The following is a 525-nucleotide window of genomic DNA, read 5'->3' on the forward strand; positions in this document are numbered from 1 at the left end:
GAATACGACGCCCTGGTCGCGGCGATCCGCGCCCGCCATCCCTATCCGAAGGAGCCGATCAATGGCTGAGACCTGCACCCTGACGGGTATTCTTCTCGATCCTGCCGGCGCCGGATTTGGCGGGGCGAAGGTGATCCTGCAGCCCACATCGCGGCAGCCCGTAGTGACGGCTGCGGGAGATATCGTTGCGCCGGTCGTGCCGGCCGCCGCGGTGACGGATGAGGATGGTGCGCTGGTACTGACGCTGGCTCCCGGCCTCTATCGTGGCTCGGCCACGCAAGGCGCGGGCGGGCGCAGCTTCAACTTTGACCTCGCCGTGCCGGACCTGCCGACCGCACCGCTGGCGGATTACATCGGCCGCATCGATGTCGAGGTGCAGACCAGTGCGCAACTGGCGCGCGATCAGGCCGAGGAGGCGCTGGCCGCGACCATCTTGGTCGCGGAGGCGACTGCTGCAGACCGGGTGCAGACCGGCCTCGACCGCACGGTGGCCGGGCAGGAGGCGCAGGTGGCGGCGGGCCACCG

At 69.9% G+C, this 525-nt stretch carries 1 protein-coding gene; it reads left to right on the forward strand.

Annotation, left to right across the window (positions count from 1 at the left end; genetic code table 11):
- Nucleotides 1-61: 61 nt before the first annotated feature.
- A partial coding sequence (locus HS053_RS22135) for a hypothetical protein (protein WP_174213400.1) occupies nt 62-525 on the forward strand: 464 nt, incomplete at its 3' end.

This window comes from Tabrizicola fusiformis (assembly GCF_013328815.1).
Classification (GTDB): Bacteria; Pseudomonadota; Alphaproteobacteria; order Rhodobacterales; family Rhodobacteraceae; genus Fuscibacter.